This is a genomic window from Microbispora sp. NPDC004025, assembly GCF_053604425.1.
Window position 1 is genome coordinate 524898 of sequence record NZ_JBSGHN010000004.1, and the last position, 17154, is coordinate 542051.

Annotated in this window: 15 protein-coding genes; 7 read left to right on the forward strand and 8 right to left on the reverse strand. The window is 70.7% G+C overall.

Annotation, left to right across the window (positions count from 1 at the left end):
- Positions 1–88 precede the first annotated feature (88 nt).
- Positions 89–1207, reverse strand: a complete 1119-nt coding sequence (locus ACWEQG_RS14445) for a magnesium and cobalt transport protein CorA (protein ID WP_452284763.1) — start codon at positions 1205–1207, stop codon at positions 89–91.
- A 419-nt stretch (positions 1208–1626) separates the two neighbouring features.
- Between ACWEQG_RS14445 and purD the strand changes: the two genes are divergently transcribed.
- The 6 genes from purD to ACWEQG_RS14475 all read left to right on the forward strand — a co-directional run bounded on the left by purD (position 1627) and on the right by ACWEQG_RS14475 (position 8483).
- On the forward strand, positions 1627–2868 hold the full coding sequence (gene purD / locus ACWEQG_RS14450; protein ID WP_452284765.1) for a phosphoribosylamine--glycine ligase: 1242 nt from the start codon (positions 1627–1629) through the stop codon (positions 2866–2868).
- A gap of 203 nt (positions 2869–3071) precedes the next feature.
- Positions 3072–3920, forward strand: a complete 849-nt coding sequence (locus tag ACWEQG_RS14455) for a phosphoribosylaminoimidazolesuccinocarboxamide synthase (protein ID WP_452284767.1) — start codon at positions 3072–3074, stop codon at positions 3918–3920.
- Between the two features lie 177 nt (positions 3921–4097).
- Positions 4098–5375: a UDP-N-acetylglucosamine 1-carboxyvinyltransferase gene (gene murA / locus ACWEQG_RS14460; protein WP_452284770.1), complete on the forward strand. Its 1278-nt coding sequence runs from the start codon at positions 4098–4100 to the stop codon at positions 5373–5375.
- Between the two features lie 262 nt (positions 5376–5637).
- The gene (locus ACWEQG_RS14465; protein ID WP_452285108.1) at positions 5638–6882 is read left to right on the forward strand and encodes a transcriptional regulator; all 1245 of its coding nucleotides are present in this window, start codon (positions 5638–5640) and stop codon (positions 6880–6882) included.
- A gap of 36 nt (positions 6883–6918) precedes the next feature.
- Positions 6919–7884 (forward strand): EamA family transporter, encoded by a 966-nt coding sequence (locus ACWEQG_RS14470; protein ID WP_452284772.1) that lies wholly within the window; start codon positions 6919–6921, stop codon positions 7882–7884.
- 143 nt (positions 7885–8027) lie between these two features.
- Positions 8028–8483, forward strand: a complete 456-nt coding sequence (locus tag ACWEQG_RS14475) for a Clp protease N-terminal domain-containing protein (RefSeq protein WP_452284774.1) — start codon at positions 8028–8030, stop codon at positions 8481–8483.
- Between the two features lie 59 nt (positions 8484–8542).
- On the opposite strand, the gene hisC is transcribed toward ACWEQG_RS14475, so the two are convergent.
- The gene (gene hisC, locus ACWEQG_RS14480) at positions 8543–9601 is read right to left on the reverse strand and encodes a histidinol-phosphate transaminase (RefSeq protein WP_363462002.1); all 1059 of its coding nucleotides are present in this window, start codon (positions 9599–9601) and stop codon (positions 8543–8545) included.
- A 70-nt stretch (positions 9602–9671) separates the two neighbouring features.
- Positions 9672–10148, reverse strand: coding sequence for a hypothetical protein (locus ACWEQG_RS14485; protein ID WP_363462004.1), 477 nt, complete (start codon positions 10146–10148; stop codon positions 9672–9674).
- 168 nt (positions 10149–10316) lie between these two features.
- Here ACWEQG_RS14485 and ACWEQG_RS14490 point away from each other — a divergent pair, with 168 nt between their 5' ends.
- On the forward strand, positions 10317–11096 hold the full coding sequence (locus tag ACWEQG_RS14490) for a polysaccharide deacetylase family protein (protein ID WP_452284776.1): 780 nt from the start codon (positions 10317–10319) through the stop codon (positions 11094–11096).
- On the opposite strand, the gene ACWEQG_RS14495 is transcribed toward ACWEQG_RS14490, so the two are convergent.
- The 5 genes from ACWEQG_RS14495 to ACWEQG_RS14515 all read right to left on the reverse strand — a co-directional run bounded on the left by ACWEQG_RS14495 (position 11075) and on the right by ACWEQG_RS14515 (position 17145).
- Positions 11075–12277: an acyltransferase family protein gene (locus ACWEQG_RS14495; RefSeq protein WP_452284778.1), complete on the reverse strand. Its 1203-nt coding sequence runs from the start codon at positions 12275–12277 to the stop codon at positions 11075–11077. The genes ACWEQG_RS14490 and ACWEQG_RS14495 overlap by 22 nt on opposite strands.
- Before the next feature lie 135 nt (positions 12278–12412).
- Positions 12413–13069, reverse strand: coding sequence for an NUDIX hydrolase (locus tag ACWEQG_RS14500; protein ID WP_363462008.1), 657 nt, complete (start codon positions 13067–13069; stop codon positions 12413–12415).
- 141 nt (positions 13070–13210) lie between these two features.
- On the reverse strand, positions 13211–13792 hold the full coding sequence (locus ACWEQG_RS14505; protein WP_452284780.1) for a hypothetical protein: 582 nt from the start codon (positions 13790–13792) through the stop codon (positions 13211–13213).
- A 324-nt stretch (positions 13793–14116) separates the two neighbouring features.
- Positions 14117–15943, reverse strand: coding sequence for a DUF4434 domain-containing protein (locus ACWEQG_RS14510; protein WP_452284782.1), 1827 nt, complete (start codon positions 15941–15943; stop codon positions 14117–14119).
- Between the two features lie 113 nt (positions 15944–16056).
- Complete coding sequence (locus ACWEQG_RS14515) at positions 16057–17145, reverse strand: glycosyltransferase (protein WP_363462014.1); 1089 nt, start codon at positions 17143–17145, stop codon at positions 16057–16059.
- Between the last annotated feature and the right edge of the window lie 9 nt (positions 17146–17154).

Below are 17154 nucleotides of genomic sequence, written 5' to 3' on the forward strand. Positions count from 1 at the left end.
CGGGGAGGAGGAGACGCCCACCGGGACGCGCGTGTGCGGCGGCCGAGGCTGACGGCACGCCCTCCGGGCGTGTCCCGGGGGAAGGCGGTCAGAGCCAGCCGTTGCGGCGGAAGGCGCGGTGCAGGAGCGTGCAGGCGACGACCATCACGCCGAGCACGACGGGGTAGCCGTACACGGACTTGATCTCGGGCATGTGGTCGAAGTTCATCCCGTAGATCCCGGCGATCATCGTGGGGACCGAGATGATCGCCACCCACGAGGAGATCTTGCGCATGTCCTCGTTCGCGAGGGCGTTGGAGCGCGCGAGCGCGGCCTGGAGGATCGAGTCGGACAGTTCGTTGGAGGCCTGGACCTGCTCGCACACGCGGGACAGGTGGTCGCCGACGTCGCGGAAGTACTCACGCATCTCGGAGGGGATGCTGCGCCGCTGGGGAAGGGCGTTGAAGGGGGTCAGGAGCGGTCCGACCGCCCGCTTGAGCTCCAGCATCTCGCGCTTGAGCTGGTAGATCCTGTTGATGTCGCGGGAGCTGACCTCGGCGAAGACGGCCGCCTCGACCTCTTCGAGCTCGGCCTGCATGAGGTCGGCCACGTGCAGGTACTTGTCCACGACGTGGTCGGCGATGGCGTGCAGGACGCCCGTCGGGCCACGGCTGATCAGCTTCTGCTTCGACTCGAGCTTCTCGCGGATCTCGCCCAGCGGACAGTAGCGGCCGTGCCGTACGGTCACCACGAAGTCGGGCCCGACGAACGCCATGATCTCGCCGGTGCCGATGATCTCACTGCTCGCCGCCGACACCTCGTGGTCGAGGAACTCGACGGTCTTGAGCACCACGAACAGCGAGTCGCCGTACCGCTCCACCTTGGGCCGCTGGTGGGCCTTGATGGCGTCCTCGACGGCGAGCGGGTGCAGGCCGAACACCTCCGCCAGCCACTCGACCTCGGGCGCGGCGGGCTCGTGCAGACCGACCCAGACGTACGCGTCGGGCATCTCGCTGGTCTCGTTGTGCTCGCGGACCAGCCGCACGGCCTCCGGTATGCCACCGGCGGGGACCTTCTTGCCCGCGACGTAGGCGCCGAACTCGACGAGCGAGTTACTGGGCGGCACGCAGCGGACGACGGGGTCGGCGTTCACCGACGCGGCGCCGATGTGCGTGGGCAGCACACGGGTGTGCTTGTTGATGCGGGGAAAGAGCAGAGAGGAGCGCATGGCGGTCCCTTCCCGCCCGAGCCGGCACGCTCTACGCGCGACGTGATGTCACCCCTTCATGCAGGCGTGAGCTGCCCCTCGGGCTTCAGTTTCGGAGTGGTCGGGAATGCGCACGACGTACGTGCGCGAGCACGTACTGACGGGATCACCAGAATTCATCCCAGACCACCTCCAATCGCCACGAGACAGCGCGAAGCCTGTCTAACCTACCACATTGCCGCTCGGCGGCTTTTCCAGAGTACCCGCGTCAAGTGCCGTCGATCATGCACTTCTTGCCAAAAACAGCCCGAACAAACTAGCCATCGGTGTGTATCCCCACCCAAACAGGGCAGCACCGCATGCCCCTAAAGGGCGGTCCGGAACTGGTCCGCGCCGACGCCTGAGAACGGGAGGCGGCCGAACACTGCGACAATGGACGGGTGCGCGTACTTGTCATCGGTTCCGGGGGTCGTGAGCACGCTCTGTGCCGGGCCCTGCGGCTCGACCCCGCCGTCGAAGAGGTCCACTGCGCTCCCGGCAACGCCGGCATCGCCGACGTGGCCACCCTGCACCAGGTCACGGCGACCGACGGCGCGGCGGTGACCGCGCTCGCGGAGCGGCTGGGCGCCGACCTCGTCGTGATCGGTCCCGAGGCGCCGCTGGTCGCCGGCGTCGCCGACGCAGTCAGGGAAGCCGGGATCGCCTGCTTCGGGCCGTCGGCGCGGGCGGCGGAGATCGAGGGATCCAAGGCGTTCGCGAAGGACGTGATGACCGCCGCCGGGGTGCCGACCGCGCGCGCGTACACCTGCACCACGGAGGACGAGGCCGCGGCGGCGCTCGACGAGTTCGGCGCGCCGTACGTCGTGAAGGACGACGGCCTGGCCGCGGGCAAGGGCGTGGTCGTGACCGACAGCCGCGAGGAGGCCCTGGAGCACGCCAGGGCGTGCGGGCGGGTCGTCATCGAGGAGTACCTCGACGGTCCCGAGGTGTCGCTGTTCGCGCTGTGCGACGGGACGGACGCGGTGGCGCTGCAGCCGGCTCAGGACTTCAAGCGGGCCTATGACGCCGACAAGGGCCCCAACACCGGCGGCATGGGCGCCTACACCCCGCTGCCCTGGACGCCCGGGGACCTGTCCGAGCGGGTCATGGAAGAGATCGTGCGCCCGACCGTGGCCGAGATGTCCCGGCGCGGCATGCCGTACGCGGGGGTGCTGTACGCCGGGCTGGCGCTGACCTCGGCCGGCCCTCGGGTGATCGAGTTCAACGCGCGGTTCGGCGACCCGGAGACCCAGGTCGTGCTCGACCGGCTGGAGACCCCGCTCGGCGAGCTGCTGCTGGCGTGCGCGACCGGCACGCTCGCCGGGCACCCGCCGCTGCGGTGGCGCGACGGCGCGGCCGTGACCGTGGTGCTCGCCGCGGAGAACTACCCCGCCGACCCGGTGAAGGGCGACCCGATCGCGGGGCTGCCGGTGACGGTCGAGGGCGCGTACGCGCTGCACGCGGGCACGTCCCTCGATGCGGAGAACCGGCTGGTGTCCAACGGCGGACGGGTCCTCAACGTGGTCGGCACGGGCGCGGACCTCGCCCAGGCCAGGGCGCGGGCGTACGAGGCCCTGGAGCAGATCACGCTGCGCGGCTCCCACCACCGCTCCGACATCGCCCTGGCCGCCGCGTCCTCCTGACCGCTGACGATCGGTGATGTCCGCGTAACGGTTGGTGCTGCGGTATCCCGACGGGCGAAGCCGCCGGCTTTCACCCGCCTACGACTTCGTCTCGGTCACCTCCTCCGAGACGTTCAGGAGGGATGTCCTCACCTTGCCGGTGAGCGAGCGGAACGACACGTCCCCCTGCTCAAGTCGCGGTGAAGAGCTGGGAAGATGGGACTGTGAAGCACCTGCACTCCGGCAAGGTACGCGACCTCTACGAGACCCCCGACGGGCTGCTGCTGATGGTCGCGTCCGACCGCATCTCGGCCTTCGACTACGTGCTCGAACCCGGCATCCCCGACAAGGGGGAGATCCTCACCCGGTTGTCACTGTGGTGGTTCGAGCAGCTCAAGGACGTCGTCCCGCACCACGTGGTCTCGACCGACGTCCCGGCGGAGTTCGCCGGCCGCGGAGTGCTGTGCCGCAGGCTGCGGATGGTGCCGGTCGAGTGCGTGGCACGCGGCTACCTCACCGGCTCGGGCCTGGTGGACTACCGCAGGGAGGGCGCCGTCTCCGGCGTGCGGCTCCCGGAAGGGCTCACCGACGGTTCGCGGCTGCCGGAGCCGATCTTCACGCCGTCGTCGAAGGCTCCCATGGGCGAGCACGACGAGCCCATGACGTACGAGGAGGTCGTGGCGGAGGTCGGCGGGGACGTGGCCGAGCGGCTGCGCCGGATCACCCTCGACGTCTACAGCCGCGGGGCCGAGATCGCATTGGAACGCGGCATCATCCTGGCCGACACGAAGATCGAGCTGGGTTTCGACGCCGACGGCGTGCTGACGCTGGGAGACGAGGTCCTGACGCCGGACTCCTCCCGCTTCTGGCCCCTCGACCAGTGGGAGCCGGGCCGTTCCCAGCCGTCGTTCGACAAGCAGTTCGTCAGAGACTGGCTGCTGTCCCCCGAGTCGGGCTGGGACAGGTCGTCCGGCGAGGCGCCCCCGCCGCTGCCCGACGAGATCGTCGAGCGCACCCGCGACCGCTACGTCGAGGCGTACGAACGGCTCACCGGAGAGCGCTTCCGCGGCTGAATCACACAGGTCACACAAGTAGTCTCAAGTGACCCGTTCCCCCCCGCGTTCCGGGGGTAGTTCCACCCCCGAAACTCCCGGCACAGCGGCTACTCTAGGCCGATCGTCCTCGCCGACGACTCGGCCGCCGGCTGACGGGAGTCCCCCGCCTTTCCCCCATACATAGGAGTCGAACCCATGGTCCGTTACCGCGTGCGCGGTGGCAATGTACTGCGTGGAACCGCCTTCATCCAGGGCGCGAAGAACGCCGTACTGCCCATGATCGGGGCGGCGCTGCTCGCGTCCGAGGGCCGCACGGTGCTCCGGAACGTGCCCGTCATCGAGGACGTGCGCCGGGCCGTCGAACTCGCCGAGGCCGTGGGCGCGAAGGTCGAGTTCCACGAGAGCGAGCGGACGCTCGTCATCGACGCCTCCCGCCTGACCAGCCCGGTCCTGCCCGCGGAGATCGCCCGCCGGTTCCGGGGGTCGGTGCTGTTCGTCCCCGCTCTGCTCCACCGCCTCGGCGAGGCGATCATCGAGGGCGTCGGCGGGTGCAACCTCGGCAGCCGCAACCTCGACTTCCACTACCTGGGCTACAAGCGCCTGGGCGCGATGGTGGACGAGGGCGAGGCCGTCATCCACATCAAGGCCGGCGGCCTGGTCGGGGCTCCGCTCTACCTCGACACCCCGTCGCACACCGGCACCGAGAACCTGATCATGGCCGCCGCGCTGGCGCGGGGCACCACCGTCATCGAGAACGCGGCCCTCGAACCCGAGGTGCTCGACGTCATCGCGATGCTGACCCGGATGGGCGCGCGCATCCGCGGCGGCGGCACGGGCTTCATCACGGTCGAGGGCGTGGACGAGCTGAGCGCGGTCGAGCACACGGTCATGCCGGACCGGCTCGACGCGGGCGTGTTCGCGATGGCCGCGGCGATCACCGGCGGTGAGGTGAGCCTGGTCGGCGCATCGCTGGAGCACCTCGGCGTGGTCCGGTGGAAGCTGGAGCAGATGGGCGTCGAGTTCGAGCAGCACGGCGCCGTGCTGCAGGTGCGCCGCGACCGGCCGCTGCGCCCGATCAACGTCATCACCGACACCTACCCCGGCTTCGCGACCGACCTGCAGTCGCCGCTGATGACCGTGGCCTGCCTCGCGGAGGGCTCCAGCTACATCCACGAGCGCATCTTCGACGGCCGCTTCGCGCTGGCGGGTGAGCTGAACAAGATGGGCGCGAACGTCGAGGTCGAGGGCAGCCGGGCGGTCGTGCACGGCCCGACGCCGCTGCGCGGCACCGACGTGACGGCCCACGACCTGCGGTCGGGAATCGCCCTCGTGCTCGCCGGTCTCGCCGCCGAGGGCGAGACGACCATCGGGTCCGGATATCTCATCGACCGTGGGCACGCCGCGCTCGCCCAGCGTATGCAGGCGCTCGGCGCAGATGTGGTGCGTGAAATTTCCACTTCGGACGAGGACTGAGTCCGGAAACCTTTACTAATGCCCTGACCAGGAGAGACCGTCCGAATTACGGAAGCGCCGGGACTACCCAGAATGGTATTCCGGTAAATCTGGGCGTGACATTACGGCCTTAACCAGCGATCGTTCCAAAGAGAAGCCACAACAACGAGGGCGACGTGGGATGGGACGAACATTGGTGGAGCGCACGGAAGACACTCCGCGCGGGTCACGTTTGGGCACGGTGACACCCGACCTCACCATCGGCGTGGTGGGGTCGCACGATCTGGTCGAGCGGGTGATGCTCATGGGGCACTCGGCTGCCCCGGTGCCCTGCCGGCTGGTGGCCGCCGCGTACCGGGACGAGCAGGAGGCGGCGGACAAGGTGACCCGGCTGGGTCCGGGTGTAGACGCGTGCCTGTTCGCGAGCCCGGTGCCCTTCGAGCTCGCGCGACGGGCCGGGGTGCTGACGATGCCCGCCACGCACGTGCAGCTCGGCGGGGCCGCGCTCGTGGCGGCGATCGCGCGGGCGGCGCTGGACGAGCGAATCGATCCGCGCCGGGTGAGCGTCGACGTGCTCGGCCGGCCGGAGATCGACGAGGCGTACGCGGACCTCAACCTCTCCTCGGGGGAGGTGCACAGCCGGGACGAGCCGGGTCCGGTCGGCACGATCACGGCCTTCCACGAGCGGCTGCTCCGCCAGGGGGCCACGACGGGCGCACTCACCTGCGTCCAGGGCGTGGCCGACCGGCTGACCAGCGCCGGGGTGCCGGTGGTGCCGATACGGCCGACCTCCGCGGCCGTACGCACGGCGCTGCACACGGCGGCGCTGCTCGGCGCGCGCCACCGGCTGGAGGAGTCGCAGCTCACGGTCGTGCTGGTCGAGGTGCCGACGCTGCGCGAACCGGTTCGGCGGGCCGCGCCGCGCTACTGGCGTGACGAGCTGCGGCTGTCGCTGCACCGCCTGCTCGTGCAGGAGGCCAACCGGATCAACGCGAGCGTGTGGCCGATCGACGACCACAGCTACCTGGTGGTGGCCACCAAGGGCTCGATCGCGACGGCCACGGACGGGTTCCGGATCCTGCCGTTCGCCGCCAGGATCCGCGAGGAGCTGGGCCTGGCCGTCGAGGTGGGTGTGGGGATGGGCCGCACCACGCACGAGGCAGAGACGCACGCGAGGGGCGCGCTCGCCCGCACCCAGGGCGGCAAGCAGCCGCAGGGCTTCGCGGTCGACAGGGAGGGCCGCGCACTGGTGCCGCCGCCCCGGATGCCGCCCCAGCCCGGCGGGCCGATCAAGCCCAAGGGGGTCGAGGTGCTGGCGCGCCTGGCCGCCAAGCTGGAGGGCGGGGACACGGTCGTGGACGCGGAGGGCGCCGGGCGCATGCTCGGGGTGACCCCGCGTACGGCCAGGCGGTTGCTGCGCACGCTGGTTGACGAGGGACTCGCGTGGCCGCTTCCGCCGAACCGCACTCCCCAGCCGGGCCGGCCGCGCCAGCTCTACCGGCTCATCGTGGAGAAGCTGAACCGGTAATCGGCGTCCGGAAGCGACGCTCTATTGTCATGACCCATGGAACGGAACGGTCATGACGTACGGGTGTGGTTGGCCTTGGCGGCCGTGTACGTGGTGTGGGGCTCGACGTACCTCGGCATAGCCATCGCCATCCGTACCCTTCCGCCGATGACGAGCGGTGGACTCCGTTTCGTCGCGGCGGCGCTGGTCCTCGGCGGGGTCCTGCTCGTCAGGGCCGTGCCGTTCAAGATGAGATGGCAGGAGTTCGGCGGCGCCGCGCTCGTCGGGCTCCTGCTCCTCGCCGGGGGCAACGGCATGGTCGCCGTGGCCGAGCAGCACATCTCCAGCGGCCTGGCCGCGCTGCTCGTCGCCTCGACCCCGCTGTGGCTGATCGTGCTCAGGACGGCCTTCCGCGACCGGCCGCACGTGCTGACGCTGGCCGGGGTGCTGGTCGGCTTCGCCGGCGTCGCCTTCCTCTCGCTGCACGGCGGCAGCGCGTCGGGCAGCGGGGCAGGCGTCGCCGTCGTGCTGCTGGGCTCGGTGTCGTGGTCGCTGGGGTCGTTCCTGTCCCCGCGGATCCCGATGCCGGCCAACCCCTTCGTGGCCAGCACGATCGAGATGGCGGTGGGCGGCGCCGCGCTGCTGGTCATGGGCGCCGCGCAGGGCGAGCGGCTGCATCTCGGCGCGGTGAGCTGGGAGTCCTGGGCGGCCCTGGCCTACCTGGTGCTGGTGGGCTCCCTGGTCGGCTTCACCTCCTACATCTGGCTGCTCGGCCACGCCCCGATCTCGCTCGTGTCCACCTACGCGTACGTGAACCCGGTGGTGGCGGTGATCCTCGGCGCGGCGATCCTGTCGGAACCGGTCACCGCGGCCATGCTCGTCGCGGGAGGCCTGATCGTCGTGGGGGTCGCGCTGGTGGTCTCCACCGAGCGGCGCAACCGGCCGGATGGAAGGCCCGCGGAGCAGGAGACCCCCGCGGGTGCCGGGAGCCGTCCGGCCGCCCGGCCGGCCTCCGAACCCTGAACGGCGTCACAGCGCTCGCCGGCCGCGTGCCTGCGAGATCCACCGAGATCCACTAGCGTCACAGGACAACTCGGTCACCACAGCGGACGACGTCCGCCCGGACCCGGACGGGTTCGCCGAACTGTCCTGCGAGGAGCGGCGGTATGTACGAGAAGTTCACCAACCGAGCGCGACGCGTCGTCGTCCTGGCCCAGGAGGAGGCCAGGATGTTCGGTCACCCGTCCATCGGCACCGAGCACGTGCTCCTCGGCGTGCTCCGTGAGGACGAGGGCATCGGCGCCCAGGTGCTCAAGAGCCTGGGCCTGACCCTCGAGGATGTGCGCCTGCGGGTCAAGGAGATCGTGCGGCAGGGCCAGGCCGGTCCGAAGCCGGGCGAGCCCATGCCGTTCACCCCCTCGGCCGGCGAAGTCCTCGCGTCGGCCAACCAGGAGTCCCTACGGCGCGGCCACGACCGCATCGGCACCGAGCACATCCTGCTCGGGCTCATCCGCGACGGCGAGAGCGCGGCGTCGCGGATCCTGGTCACGCTCGGAGCCGGCCTCGACCAGGTGGAGCGGAGCACGAACGCGCTCGTCCAGCGGTACTACCCCGCTCCCTAGGACCCCTTTTTCACCGGGTCTCGGCGCCGATGCGAGACAGCTTCGTCGGGGTGCCCGTGTCAGCGCCTGAACTCCGCGGCGGCGGCGAGGAAGACGTCGTTGGCCTCGGGGTCGCCGATGGAGATCCGGGCCCCCTCGCCCTCGAACGGGCGCACCGCGACGCCCACGGCCGCGCATGCGCCGGCGAACTCCATCGTGCGCTCGCCGAGGCGCAGCCAGACGAAGTTGGCCTCGGTGGGCGGGACGGTCCAGCCCTGCGACAGCAGCGTCTCCCGGACGCGGGCGCGCTCCTTGACCACGTTGTCGACCCGCTCCTGCAGCTCGTCCTCCGCCTGCAAGGAGGCGATGGCGGCGGCCTGGGCGAGGTGGTTGACCGCGAAGGGCAGCAGCGTCTTCCGGACGGCGGCGGCCACCGGCTCGTGCCCGATCAGGTAGCCGACCCGCAGCCCCGCGAGGCCGTACGCCTTGGAGAACGTGCGCAGGACGGCGACGTTGGGACGGTCGCGGTAGAGCGTGAGGCCGTCGGGCACGTCCACGTCCCTGACGTACTCCCGGTAGGCCTCGTCGAGGACGACGGTGACGTTCTCCGGCACGCGGTCGAGGAAGCGCACCAGCTCCTCGGTCCGGTTCACCGTCCCGGTCGGGTTGTTGGGGTTGCACACGAAGACCAGGCGCGTCTCCGGCGTGATGGCCTCGGCCATCGCGTCGAGGTCGTGCGTCTCGTCGCGCAGCGGCACCTCGACGGCGTTGGCGCCCGAGAGGCCGACCAGCAGCGGGTATGCCTCGAAGGAGCGCCAGGCGTAGACCACGTCGGCGCCGGGCTCACCGACCGCTTCGAGGATCTGCTGGGCGACCGCCACGGATCCGGCGCCGAGCGCGACGTGGTCGTAGGGCACCCCGAACCGCTCGGCGACCGTCTCGGTGAGCCGGACCGCACCGGGGTCGGGATAACGGTGGATCTCCGTGGCCGCCCGCGCGATCGCCTCCACCACCGACGGCAGGGGCCCGAAGGGGCTCTCGTTGGAGGACAGCTTGTAGGACCGGCCGTCCGGGGAGACCACGGCCTTGCCGGGCTTGTAGGCCGGCATGGTGTCGAGGATCGAGCGGAATCGAGGCATGCCCTAACGATAGGAGATGCACCTGTTCGCGCGGCACCCCGCACGCCCCCTGTGGACCGCGCACGCGTCCCTACTTGTAATAGGCGTAGAGCGTCTTCCAGGTGCCGGCGTACTGGCAGTTGAGGGACGGCTTGGCGGCCTTGGCCTCGGAGCAGACCTTGAGCTCGACCTCGCCGACGTTCTTGACGGTGAAGGCGAACTGCTTCTTCGCGCCGTAGGAGCAGGTGCGGTAGTTGCGGTACGCCAGGTGCGGCTTGTTGGCGGCGTCGAAGTAGCTGACGCGGAACAGGGCCCAGCCGCAGGTGGACGCCTTGCGGTTCAGGCTGGTGACGCTGCCGGCGACCTTGACGTACGGCGCGGGCAGGCTCCGGTCGGCCTTGGCCGCGGCGGTCAGCGAGCCGCTCGTCTTGGCCTTCGACCCGGCCGCGTAGTAGGGACCCCAGGGCTTGGCCGCGGTCGCCTGGGCGGCCGTGGCGGTGGCGAGCGGGGCGAGGGCCAGAATGCCGGCCGCGAGCGTGATGCCTGCCAGGGAACGGGTGAGGGTCATGGCTGGGGTTCCTTTCTGCGTCGTTGCACGCAGTCTGCCCCGCGACGCTTTCAGGTTCCTTGACGCCCGCTGTACACCGCCTCGCCATCGGGGGATTTCGAAGCTCGTTTTCCAGCAAGTCGCCGCTTTGATGACCATCTCGCCGGGTTTTCACTAAGATCCCGCGACATGTGGCGGAAAGTAAGAATCGTGATGGCCGGTGTCTGCGCAGCCGGAGTGAGCGTCGTCCCCACCCCGGCCGGATCCGCGACCGCCGCCACCACGAAGACGGCGGCCGTGACCCGGGCCGAGGCGAAGCAGGCCGGGACGGAGACGAAGAAGAAGACCGAGCCCTACTGCGCCCGGTACAAGTGCATCGCCCTCACCTTCGACGACGGTCCGTGGCCCTACACCCCCGGGCTCCTCGACACGCTGAAGAAGCACAAGGCGAAGGCCACCTTCTTCCTGCTCGGCAGGAAGGTGGCCTACCGGCCCGAGCTCACCAAGCGGATCTACGAGGAGGGCCACGACATCGGCAACCACACCTGGACCCACCCCTCGCTCACCAAGCTGTCCGACGGCGAGGTGTTCGACGAGGTCTCGACCACCTCGGAGATCATCTACCAGACGATCGGCAAGAGGCCCGAGTACATGCGTCCGCCGAACGGCGCGACCGACTCCCGGGTCTCCGGTCTCATGGTCGACCTGGGGTTGCCGCAGATCCTGTGGACGGGGTCCACGCTCGACTGGCAGTCCCGCGACACCAAGGTGATCGCCGAGCGCACGCTGAAGCTCGCCAAGCGCGACGGTGTCATCCTGCTGCACGACATCGTCCCCGAGACGGTCAAGGCCATGCCGGGCGTGCTCGCCGCGCTGGAGAAGGAGCACTACAAGTTCGTCACGCTGACGACCCTGCTGCAGGGCCGCAAGCTGCGTCCCGGCGAGATCTACCCGCCGCGCGGCAAGTAGCCGGCTCCGGGCGCCGTCTCCGCGTACGGCGGCGGGGGCATCGGTGCGGGCATCGGGGGCAGGGGAGAGGCCGCCGCCGTCCCGGCCGGGGGGACGCGGGCGGCGTCGGCCGTGAGCGAGCGGTCCAGGGCCGCCCGCATCCGCGGTTGCAGGGGCCGCTCGACCAGCCGGTGCACGCCGTACGCGACCACGAGCGCGGCGGCGACGGCCAGCGGGAGCGTGAGGCGGTTGCCCAGCACCGGGTGGAGCCACTGGATCAGCAGGAATCCGACGTGGTGGTGGAAGAGGTAGAGCGGGTAGGTCAGCGCGCCGAGGAAGGTGAGCCACCGCCAGTCGAGCCGGTCGAACACGCCGACCGCCACGAGGATCATCACCAGGAAGATCAGCGAGATCACGCCCACCACGAGCGCCGAGCCCAGCGCCTGTCCGTATCTCCGGACCGCCGTCGGTTCCCCGTCGAGCGCCGTGTAGAGCCCGAGCGCCCAGCCCACGGCCACGAACAGCCAGGGGAACAGCGACCCGCCGAAGCGGTGGATGAGGTAAAGCGCCATCCCCGCGATGAAGTACGGCGCGCTGAACGGGACGAGGAACTGCTGCAGCAGGTCGGCGTCCGCCCGGTCGGCGATCGCCAGCAGGATCACCCATGCCCCCATGAACGCCAGGCACCGGCGGTAGGTGATCCCCACGGCCGCGAGGCACGCGATGAGGGCGTAGAAGACCAGCTCCTGCCACAGCGTCCAGTAGACGATCTCCAGGTCGCGTACGCGGAAGCCGTGCTGGAGCATGGTCATGTTGGCCAGCAGTTCGGTGAGGCTCGGCCGGTGGTCGGTGATCAGCCCTCCGACCGCGAGACCGCCCAGGACGAGCACGCTCGCCCAGTACGCCGGGTACAGCCGGGCGATCCGCGATGCCGCGAAGTGACCGGGGGTGCGGCCCCAGGCGCTCATCAGGATCACGAATCCGCTGATCAGGAAGAACAGGCGCACGCCGTACACGCCGAACATGGTCACCGTGCTCAGCGCGGGGAAGGCGTTGGGCGTGCCCCAGGCGCGCGTCTCGCCGAAGTGGAAGAGGACGACGCCGAGGGCCGCGCAGAACCGCAGAAGGTCGAGAACGCGCAGCCGGGACGGTCCGGGGAGGTTGGCCGGCGCATCGGTGATGCGGGGGGCCGCAGCCAGCATAGGCCGGAATATATCCTGAAAGATCGCTGTGAGGCGCACCTTCTGCGCCGACGTCCGGATTTGAGCGCCTTCCCGCGTCCGCAAACGTCCGGTGTCAGGGGTCTTGTGCCAGGAGTTTGTGCCAGGGGTCTTGCGTCAGGTGCGGAGCATGGGCGGGTGCAACAGCACGGCGGGACCACGACGGTAGAGCATCGCGGGACGGCCGCCGTCCCGGGTGGTGGTGCGCCCGGTGGGCACCAGGAAGCCCTCCGTCTTGGTGACCTTCCGGTGGAAGTTGCGCGGGTCGAGCGGCCGCCCCCAGACGATCTCGTAGACGCGGCGCAGCTCCGCGACGGTGAACTCGGGCGGGCAGAATGCGGCGCCGAGCGAGGTGTACTCGAGCTTGCCCCTGGCCCGCTCGACGCCGTCGAGCATGATCCTGCGGTGGTCGAAGGCCATCGCGGTCAGCTCCGCCACCGGCTGCCAGCTCATGTGGGCCTCGGTGGAGGCGGGCAGGTCGGGCGCGAGGCCCAGGTAGGCCACGCTGACGACCCGCTGGCGGGGGTCGCGGTCCGGGTAGCCGTAGGTCTGGAGTTGCTCCAGGTGGACCGGCGCGCCGGGAAGGCCGGCCCGTTCGGCCAGCACCCGGGCCGCCGCGGCGGGCAGGTCCTCCTCCAGCTTGATGAAGCCGCCGGAAAGCGCCCACCGGCCCTCGTACGGTGGCCTGTCGCGCCGCCAGACGAGGGCGCTGAGCTGCTGGGACCTGACGGTGAGCACGACGAGATCCACGCTGACAGGGATACGCGGGATCATGCCCAGCACGCTACAGGACGCGGGCCGCAACTCGGGCCGTCCGCCCGGGGACGCGGGCAGGACGCGGGCAGGACGCGGGGCGTCGCCCGGACGTCGCCCGGCCCGGCGCGGGCGGTGCCGGGCGACGTGCCGCCGGGAACGTCAGAGCGCCTGCGTGGGCTTGACGTAGGTCACCCGGAGGTTCAGGTAGGTCGCCACGCCGGCGTCGTGGGCGCGGACGGCCAGCAGGTTGCAGCAGTCCAGATCGGTCACGGGCACGACGACGTCGATCGCTCCGGCGACGCACTTGCCGCTCGTGACGTTCTTCAGCAGGTGACCGTTGAAGTAGACCTGCGCGTCGTTGTCCACCGTGCCCTGGATGCGCACCTGCTGCGCGTCCCGCGGCAGGTGGATCCAGTGCCGCACCAGGAGGTCCGTGTTGACCGCCCACGGCGTCTTGACGCCGGCCGGGTTGTTCCACGAGCAGGTGCCGTTGGTGGTGCCGAAGGCCGCCTGTCCCGTCGGCCAGGCGCTGTCGTCGAATCCCCGTCCGGCGAAGCCCGGCACCTGGGTCGTGGCGGGCACCTGGCGGTACGTCCAGCCGGTGCTGTCGTAGCCGAGCGCGGTGACGACGGTCGCACGCTCGCTCGCGGCCTGGGCGGTGGCCGCGGGGGCCGCCAGGGCCATCGCGGCCACCAGCGCACCCGCCGTGAGACCGGCAGGCAGGTGACGGAGTCGGTTCATGGGCGGTCTCCTTGTCGATCGTCCAATGCCCTGATGCGACGGGCACCTCGAAGCCGGTGTGGACCGGCCTGTGGTCGTTCCGCCCGCGCGGCAAGATCCGCCGGGCGGCGCAGGCAAGGAGATCAGCGACCGGGGACGGCCGCACGGGCGCCCCGCCGCGCCATTGTCCGTTCCTTGCGCGGACATTGCCGGGCCCGGGAACGGACGGGGAACGGGCGGGGAACGCTCCCGGTCCGTAGCCGCGGACGGGCGGGGGCCGCGAGCGGGGAAGGCGCATCCACCGGCACGTCACGTCCGGCCCGCGACCCTGCGAGAGACGATCGGTCAGCCGGTGTTGTGGTAGTAGACCGGCTCGGCGGACTTCCTGCCGTCGGCGGAGGTGACCTCCACACGAATCCACACGTCTTCGGGGACCGTGGCCCAGTCGACCGGGATCCAGATCTGCTCCGTGCCCGCCGGCAGTCCCGGGATCGGCGTGGCGTCGTGCCAGCCGACCGTGGCCGAGTCGACGACCCTGGGGGTGTCCAGGTCCGGCCAGCTCAGCGTGACCTTGGCCGAGCCGAGGTGATAGCCCCGGATCTCCAGGCCGTCCTGGATCTGCCGCGCGTGCCGCTGCGCCTCGATGGGGATCGGGCGGTTCCAGTCGGCCGCGATCTCCTCCGACAGCGACGGCGAGCCGCAGGTGAAGAAGTCGCTCCACATGTACGAGATGATCTTCGACACGTACGGCGCGGCGAGCGTCACCTGGGTGTCGAGCCTGGGCTTGTCCGTGCGCCCGCGGGTGCCCTGACGGCCGCAGGTCTCGGTCGAGGTGGACGGCTCGAACGCCTCCACGTTGGCCCACAGCTCGACCTGGGCGCCCTCCTGGACCAGCTCCTGCCGGGCCAGCGACATCGCCCGGTAGTAGTCCCGGGTGCTGCCGTAGTAGGCCGTGGCGTACGAGCTCTCGCCGACGACCGGCTTGAGCGCGTCGTCCACCGGCTTGTTCTTCCAGTTCGGCCAGAACAGGCCGACCTTGCCCGTGCCCCGGCCGTCCTGCGGAGCGATGATCTCCACCCCGGTGCGCGCGAGGGCCTTGAAGCCCTGCGCCACCTGGCTCGGCGTGGAGGTGTACTTCACCCGTCTGCGGCTGTCGATGTACGGGCTCACCAGGATCGGCTTGTCCGGCAGTTCCTGCTCGACGATCAGGTGCTGCTCGGCGTACACCTGGAGCGTCTGGACCTTGCTCGGGTCGGGCCAGTCCCGCAGTTGCAGCTCGAACGGCTGGTAGACGCCGCCCAGCGACTCGCGGCCGTTGAAGCGGTCGCCGTAGTCCTGCAGGATCCGCCGGGTCAGCGTGGTGAGCGTGCCGATGTGCCTGGGGTCGGCCCGCGTGGACTCCTCGGGGTCGCGCGGCGCGAGCGGCAGAGCGGGGAAGACCTTGATGCCGAACCGGTCGCCGAGGCCGAGCAGCTCGGTGAGGCTGTCCTTGGCGCCCGCGGAGACGAGGATGACGTGATAGCCGCGTCCCTGGGAGGTGAAGTCGCAGGTGGGGTCGTCCGAGCCGTCCTCGGGCGCGACGAGCCGGAAGAAGACGGCGTCCCCCACGACGATCTCGTGCTCCATCTGCGGGCAGCGCAGGATGCCGGGGCCGAACCGCTCGTCGGTGCGGTAGACGTACGTCCCGGTGATCTCGTTGCCGGGATTGGCGGCCTTGAGGTCGTTTTCCGCCGCCCGCACGCAGGAGAGCCCGTTCTCGGCGCAGCGGGCGTACCTGGCGTCGGGCTTGGGGTCCTTCCCCTCGGGGGTCGACGCCTCGATGACCTGGCCCGCGTCGTCGGTCTTGCGCGGCGACAGGCCGAAACCGAGGCGTACGACCGTGTCCCCGCCGAGCCGGTGGATGGCCTCCAGCTGACGCCGCCAGGTGCAGGGATCGGAGGTGGGGATCAGCCAGTAGCCGCTCACGGCGTACGGCGTGGTCGCGGCGGTCTCGAACGTCCCGCAGGGGTCGGTGAACTCGCTGTGCGTCGGCGACCCGAGCGCCGGGGTCGCGGGGGTGGTCTGCCCGGCGCTGGCGGTGCCGGACCCGGTGTTCCCGTCGCGTAAGACGATCACCACTGATGCGACACCGGCGAGAATCGCCACGCCGAGGATCAGAGTGAGCCAGCGCACTTTCAGGACACTACCGCCCGTCGTTCAAATGATCTTGCTGGTGCCCAGCCTACCCGGATGTCGCGCTGCCCGGTCGCCGTCGAAGGCCGTCCGGGGCGGTGTTCACCGGGCGTTCAGCTCTTGACGCCGGCCCAGGCCTCTAATTGCGCGACGAACCGGCGTGCGGAGTTGGGCCAGTGGTGGTGCGCCCGCGCGGCGGCGTAGCCCCGGCCGCCGGTCCCGTGCCGTTCGAAGGGGTTGTCCCTGAGCTGCAGCACCGCCCGCGCCACCGCCTGGGGGTCCCGCCAGGGGACGACCAGGCCGCACTGGTAACGCTCGACGAGCTCCACGGCCCGCGGCGAGGGGGTGGTGATGACCGGGATGCCGTGCGCCATGTACTCCACGATCTTCGTGGGCATCGAGTGGCGATAGTTGGGCTCGTCGTGCAGCAGCGAGAGCCCCGCGAGCGCGCCGTCGAGCCGCTTGAGCGCCTCGTCGTTCGGCATGAAGTCGCGCCATTCCAGCAGGCCCTGGGCGACGGCCTCGTTCAGCAGGGGCCTGCTCTGCGGGTCGGCGTAGCCGATGAGCTCCACGGCCACGCGGTGCGGCTGGAGCAGGCGGGCCACCTCGACGGCCTCCTGGACGCCCCGGGCCTCCGACAGCCAGCCGAGGTAGACCACGCGGTCGTCCCCGGGCGGGCTGACCCTGTCGGGCACCCACGTCTCGTTCGGCACCACGAGGTGCTGCTGTCTGAACCGGCCCGCGTACGCCGTCTCGGCCAGCAGCAGGTGCAGCCGGCGCTCGGCGGTGGTTTCGAGCAGCCGGGCGAGGAACCGCGTCGGCGGGCGCAGGAACGCCGGCAGCCACGGCTTGAGCGACAGCGTCGCGGGGGTGTCCTCGTGGACGTCCCAGACGACCGGCGGGCGCCCGCGCACCCCGGCGACCGCGAACAGCAGCTCGGGGTCGTGGATGAGGGCCAGGTCGACCTTGCCGCGCATGCTCTTGAACAGCTTGCGGGCCGCCCGCACCGCCGCCAGGCGGCGTCGCTCGGCGGCCCTGGGCAGGTCCACGCCCGTCACGAACGACCGCGGCACGACCCCGCGGGCGGTGTACGGCGCGGCATACGTGACCTCATGACCGGCGTCGACGAGCGCGCGGATCTGCCGGTGCAGGATCCGGGCGTCCTCGGGGTGATGCACCACCGTCATGACGAGCACGTGCACGCGCGGGAC

Coding starts and splice junctions, on each gene's coding strand:
- ACWEQG_RS14445 (WP_452284763.1), bottom strand. CDS start 1,207: ATGCGCTCCTCTCTGCTCTTTCCCCGCATCAACAAGCACACCCGTGTG.
- murA (WP_452284770.1), top strand. CDS start 4,098: ATGGTCCGTTACCGCGTGCGCGGTGGCAATGTACTGCGTGGAACCGCC.
- ACWEQG_RS14470 (WP_452284772.1), top strand. CDS start 6,919: ATGGAACGGAACGGTCATGACGTACGGGTGTGGTTGGCCTTGGCGGCC.
- ACWEQG_RS14475 (WP_452284774.1), top strand. CDS start 8,028: ATGTACGAGAAGTTCACCAACCGAGCGCGACGCGTCGTCGTCCTGGCC.
- hisC (WP_363462002.1), bottom strand. CDS start 9,601: ATGCCTCGATTCCGCTCGATCCTCGACACCATGCCGGCCTACAAGCCC.
- ACWEQG_RS14485 (WP_363462004.1), bottom strand. CDS start 10,148: ATGACCCTCACCCGTTCCCTGGCAGGCATCACGCTCGCGGCCGGCATT.
- ACWEQG_RS14490 (WP_452284776.1), top strand. CDS start 10,317: ATGTGGCGGAAAGTAAGAATCGTGATGGCCGGTGTCTGCGCAGCCGGA.
- ACWEQG_RS14495 (WP_452284778.1), bottom strand. CDS start 12,277: ATGCTGGCTGCGGCCCCCCGCATCACCGATGCGCCGGCCAACCTCCCC.
- ACWEQG_RS14500 (WP_363462008.1), bottom strand. CDS start 13,069: ATGATCCCGCGTATCCCTGTCAGCGTGGATCTCGTCGTGCTCACCGTC.
- ACWEQG_RS14505 (WP_452284780.1), bottom strand. CDS start 13,792: ATGAACCGACTCCGTCACCTGCCTGCCGGTCTCACGGCGGGTGCGCTG.